The organism is Pseudomonas sp. Sample_24 (genome assembly GCF_004307605.1).
GTDB lineage: Bacteria > Pseudomonadota > Gammaproteobacteria > Pseudomonadales > Pseudomonadaceae > Aquipseudomonas.
The window spans coordinates 1-4,710 of the sequence record NZ_RCNW01000299.1 but is presented as its reverse complement, the minus strand read 5'-3'; the positions used below and the strand labels follow the sequence as shown (position 1 = coordinate 4,710).

Annotated in this window: 6 protein-coding genes; 3 read left to right on the top strand and 3 right to left on the bottom strand. The window is 56.4% G+C overall.

The features are described from left to right. The 3 genes from recF to dnaA form a co-directional block, all read right to left on the bottom strand. On the bottom strand, positions 1-551 hold a 551-nt coding region (gene recF, locus D8V06_RS16215), incomplete at its 3' end, for a DNA replication and repair protein RecF (RefSeq protein WP_130931308.1). Positions 552-571: 20 nt separating this feature from the next. Further along, positions 572-1,675, bottom strand: a complete 1,104-nt coding sequence (dnaN, locus tag D8V06_RS16210; protein ID WP_056854258.1) for a DNA polymerase III subunit beta — start codon at positions 1,673-1,675, stop codon at positions 572-574. Positions 1,676-1,713: 38 nt separating this feature from the next. After that, positions 1,714-3,231 carry a chromosomal replication initiator protein DnaA gene (dnaA, locus tag D8V06_RS16205; RefSeq protein WP_056854259.1) on the bottom strand — a complete coding sequence of 506 codons (1,518 nt, stop codon included), beginning with the start codon at positions 3,229-3,231 and terminating at the stop codon, positions 1,714-1,716. A gap of 567 nt (positions 3,232-3,798) precedes the next feature. Here dnaA and rpmH point away from each other — a divergent pair. From rpmH to yidD, 3 genes are read left to right on the top strand one after another with little or no spacing between them, the layout of a single operon-like run. Beyond that, positions 3,799-3,933: a 50S ribosomal protein L34 gene (gene rpmH, locus D8V06_RS16200; protein ID WP_003213577.1), complete on the top strand. Its 135-nt coding sequence runs from the start codon at positions 3,799-3,801 to the stop codon at positions 3,931-3,933. 16 nt (positions 3,934-3,949) lie between these two features. After that, entirely contained in the window at positions 3,950-4,351 is a 402-nt protein-coding gene (rnpA, locus tag D8V06_RS16195) for a ribonuclease P protein component (RefSeq protein WP_028620331.1), read from the top strand. Then, on the top strand, positions 4,344-4,589 hold the full coding sequence (gene yidD / locus D8V06_RS16190) for a membrane protein insertion efficiency factor YidD (RefSeq protein ID WP_010207715.1): 246 nt from the start codon (positions 4,344-4,346) through the stop codon (positions 4,587-4,589). The genes rnpA and yidD overlap by 8 nt, the downstream gene beginning before the upstream one ends. The last annotated feature ends 121 nt before the right edge of the window (positions 4,590-4,710 follow it).

Below are 4,710 nucleotides of genomic sequence, written 5' to 3'. Positions count from 1 at the left end.
CACAGTTCCCTGTCCCAAACCGCTTGCGAAACGGCGTCAAGTGTACCATGCCGCAGCCAGGAGTTTCTCTGGCGCAGCGCCTTCTGCAAGCGTTGCCATGTCGACATGAATCGGGGTTCCACGTGGAACACACCCCAATCGAGAAACTGCCGACGAATCTTCGGTGCCCCTTCAAGCAGGCGAAAACTGTCCGGGTTGATCAGCTGCAAGGGCAGGATTTCGGCCAACTGCGCGGCACTGCGCGCGTTCTGCCCATCGATGCGGATCTGGAATTCACCCTGACGATCCCGCGAGATGCCCAAGGCGCTCTGCCCACCCTCGGCAAGTTCGACCTGTCCGAAGACAGTGCACGCCAATTGCTCATACTGAATGACCGGCAACAGCCGGGTACTGCGAAACGAACGCGCAAGCCCCAGCAGGTGAATGGCTTCCAGCACACTGGTTTTGCCGCTGCCGTTGGCGCCGTAAAGAATATTGATTCGGGGGGAGGGGGAGAAGGTCACCGGGTGCAAATTGCGCACCGCGGTGACCGAGACGCGACTTAAGGACATCTAGCTTCTGCTGAACATGATTACAGACGCATCGGCATGACGACGTAAGCCGAATCGTCGTTGTCAGACTCTTGTACCAGCGCACTGCTGTTGGAGTCAGACAGGATCAAACGAACCTGCTCGGTGGTCATCACGCCCAGTACGTCGAGCAGATAGCTAACGTTGAAGCCGATTTCCAGGGAGCCACCGTTGTACTCAACGCCAACCTCTTCTTCCGCTTCTTCCTGCTCCGGATTGTTCGCCTGGATTTTCAGCTGACCGTTGGCCAGTTGCAGACGGATACCGCGGTACTTTTCGTTGGACAGAATCGCCGTGCGGCTGAAAGCTTCACGCAGTGCCTGACGGTCACCGAGCACCACCTTGTCGCCGCCCTTGGGCAATACACGTTCGTAATCCGGGAATTTACCGTCGACCAATTTCGAGGTGAATGTGAACTCGCCGGTGGTGGCGCGAATGTGGTGCTGGCCCAGGACGATGCTGACGATACCGTCCGGCTCGGTCAGCAAACGTGCGAGCTCAAGGATACCTTTGCGCGGCACGATAACCTGGTGACGGTCCGGTTGACCGATATCGGCCTGCATCGAGCACATCGCCAGACGGTGTCCATCGGTAGCCACGGCGCGAATGATGCCGGCCGAAACCTCCAGCAGCATGCCATTAAGGTAATAACGCACGTCCTGTTGAGCCATGGCGAAACTGGTGCGCTCAATCAGGCGGCGCAGTTTGCTTTGCTCCAGGCTGCAGGTCAGCGAGCCAGGGCCTTCCTCGACAGTCGGGAAATCGTTGGCCGGCAGGGTCGACAGCGTAAAGCGGCTGCGCCCGGCCTTCACCACGAGCTTCTGTTCGTCGACCTTGATGTCGATCAGCGCGTCGTTTGGCAGGCTTTTGCAGATATCCATCAGTTTGCGCGCAGGCACAGTGATGGAGCCGGTTTCAGCAGGCTCTTCGAGTTGCACACGACCGACCAGCTCGACTTCCAGGTCGGTACCGGTCAGCGACAGTTGCTGGCCTTCGACAACCAGCAGCACGTTGGAAAGCACCGGCAAGGTCTGTCGGCGCTCGACAACGCCTGCGACCAGTTGCAGGGGTTTCAACAGGGCTTCGCGTTGAATGGTGAAATGCATGGTCTAGTCCCTTGCCTTAATAGCTGCGCTGGTGTTCATCAAGTGGTCAGTGTACGCAGCAGGTTCTTGTAGTCCTCGCGGATGTCCGCGTCGGATTCCTTAAGTTCGTTGATCTTGCGACACGCGTGCAAAACCGTCGTGTGGTCACGACCGCCAAACACATCGCCGATTTCCGGCAGGCTGTGGTTAGTCAGTTCCTTGGACAACGCCATGGCCACCTGGCGCGGCCGGGCGACCGAACGCGAACGGCGTTTGGACAGCAGATCGGAAATCTTGATCTTGTAGTACTCGGCGACGGTGCGCTGAATGTTATCCACAGAGACCAGTTTATCCTGCAGCGCCAACAGGTCTTTCAGGGATTCGCGAATCAGCTCGATGGTGATGTCGCGGCCCATGAAGTGCGAGTGGGCGATCACGCGTTTGAGCGCACCTTCCAGCTCGCGGACGTTGGAGCGAATACGCTGGGCGATGAAGAACGCCGCGTCATGAGGCAGTTCGACTTTGGCCTGGTCGGCCTTCTTCATCAGGATCGCCACTCGGGTTTCGAGTTCCGGCGGCTCGACGGCAACCGTCAGGCCCCAGCCGAAGCGGGATTTCAGGCGTTCTTCAAGGCCTTCGATTTCTTTCGGGTAGCGGTCACTGGTGAGAATGACCTGCTGGCCGCCTTCAAGCAGGGCGTTGAAGGTGTGGAAAAACTCTTCCTGGGAGCGCTCTTTGCGCGCAAAGAACTGAATGTCATCGATCAGCAAAGCGTCCACCGAACGGTAGAACCGCTTGAACTCGTTGATGGCATTGAGCTGCAGAGCCTTGACCATGTCCGCGACGAAGCGCTCGGAATGCAGGTACACAACCTTGGCATTCGGGTTCTTCTTTAATAGGTGGTTACCCACGGCATGCATCAAGTGGGTTTTACCCAGACCTACGCCGCCATACAGGAACAACGGGTTGTAACCGTGTTTAGGGTTGTCCGCCACTTGCCAGGCCGCAGCCCGGGCCAGTTGGTTGGACTTGCCCTCAACGAAATTCTCGAAGGTAAAAGTGCGGTTCAGATAGCTGGTGTGCTTCAGCGCGCCTTCTACCTGAACGGTGCGCTGTTCGGAACGAACCGGAGCCTGTTGCGAACTGGCGCCCGCCATCGGATCGAAGCTGTCACGGGAAGGCTCTTCCTCAGTGACTTCGGCGACTTTTTGCGTCGCACGCTTGGTCGGCGCTGGAGCCGGGGGCTGCGTACTGGCCGGGGCAGATGCAGCCTGAGCCTGGGACGCGGCCGCCGCCAGCGGTGCATTCGGTGCTGCACGCGGCGCCGAACTGCGCTTGCTGCCTATTAATAAGGAAAGCGCTGGCGCCATACCGTTGCCGTGCTCATCCAGTAATTCCAGGACGCGGCCAAGGTACTTTTCGTTGACCCAGTCCAGGACAAAGCGATTGGGTGCATAGACACGCAACTCGTCGCCTTCGGCTTCGACCTGTAGTGGACGGATCCAAGTGTTGAATTGTTGGGCAGGCAGCTCATCGCGCAGAAGCTCCACGCACTGCTGCCAAAGTTCCACTGACACGGATATCCCCTAAGTTGAAAGCCGGTGAGGCAAAAACAAGCGGCCATTGTACGCGACCAGACGTCGACTTATCCACACGTAGGTGCTCCCTCGAACAAGAAGAATCAGCCATTTATACGCAAAAAAGACGACCAATGGTCTGTGCATAAGCTCTGTGGATAACCTGGCCTGAGCTCATTGCACAACTGGGGGTGAAGCTCTGTGGGTAACCCGCCTGTGGATAAAGTAGCCTTTCACACACAGGTTATCCGACAGTGCAGCACAGGCTGAACACGGTTTTCCACTGTAGTTGTCATCCTCTGTACATCACGGAAAACAAGGTCTTCATTCAGTTATCCACAGATAACCGCGTCCTAAGCTTTTATAAGCTTTACAGAAAAGCTTTAAATACTCTCCTTCTTTATTTTTATGTTTAGCGTTGGTTTCGTACCCGCCAAACCCCTGGAGATCTATTTATAAGGAAACGCTGGTTGGAAATTGACCTGAAGGCTTGCTTTCTCTAGAATCCCCGGTCTCTTAAAACGGGGGCCATTCCGGCCCGTTGTGGACGAACCAGGTAACACGACAATGAAACGTACTTTCCAACCAAGCACTATCAAACGCGCTCGTACCCACGGTTTCCGTGCTCGCATGGCTACCAAGAACGGTCGTGCCGTACTGTCGCGTCGCCGCGCCAAAGGTCGTGCGCGTCTGGCAGTTTGATAAGCCGGCACTGGAGGTGAGTCAGGACTTCAGTCGGGAAAAGCGTCTGCTTACACCCCGGCATTTCAAGGCAGTCTTTGACTCCCCTACCGGCAAGGTTCCGGGGAAAAATCTCCTGCTCCTTGCGCGCAACAACGATCTTGATCACCCCCGTCTCGGGTTGGTTATCGGGAAAAAGAGCGTAAAGCTCTCCGTCGAGCGCAATCGCCTCAAACGTCTGATGCGCGAATCGTTTCGCCTCAACCAGGATTCACTGGTCGGCTGGGACATCGTTATCGTCGCGCGCAAAGGTTTGGGTGACGTAGAAAACCCCGAATTGATTCAGCATTTCGGCAAACTCTGGAAGCGTCTGGCACGCAGCACGCCGGTACCAGCAGTCAAAACCGAAACTGTAGGGGTAGACAGTCCCGATGCGTAAACTGGCACTCGTTCCGATCCAGTTTTATCGCTATGCCATTAGTCCCCTGATGGCCAGTCACTGTCGTTTCTACCCCAGTTGTTCCTGCTACGCGTTAGAAGCCATTGAAAACCATGGCCTTCTTCGCGGTGGCTGGCTGACCTTTCGTCGTTTAGGTCGCTGTCATCCGTGGAATCCCGGTGGTTATGACCCGGTTCCACCTATCCCTACCTCCCGTTCTTCTTCGATGGCCGAGTAATCATGGATATCAAACGCACGATCCTGATCGTCGCCCTGGCAATCGTGTCCTACGTTATGGTTCTTAAATGGAACCAGGACTATGGCCAGGCTGCCCTGCCGACTCAGAATGTTGCTTCCAG

Excerpts from the sequence above, each read along its gene's own strand:
- rpmH (WP_003213577.1), top strand. The coding sequence starts at position 3,799 with ATGAAACGTACTTTCCAACCAAGCACTATCAAACGCGCTCGTACCCAC.
- yidD (WP_010207715.1), top strand. The coding sequence starts at position 4,344 with ATGCGTAAACTGGCACTCGTTCCGATCCAGTTTTATCGCTATGCCATT.
- dnaN (WP_056854258.1), bottom strand. The coding sequence starts at position 1,675 with ATGCATTTCACCATTCAACGCGAAGCCCTGTTGAAACCCCTGCAACTG.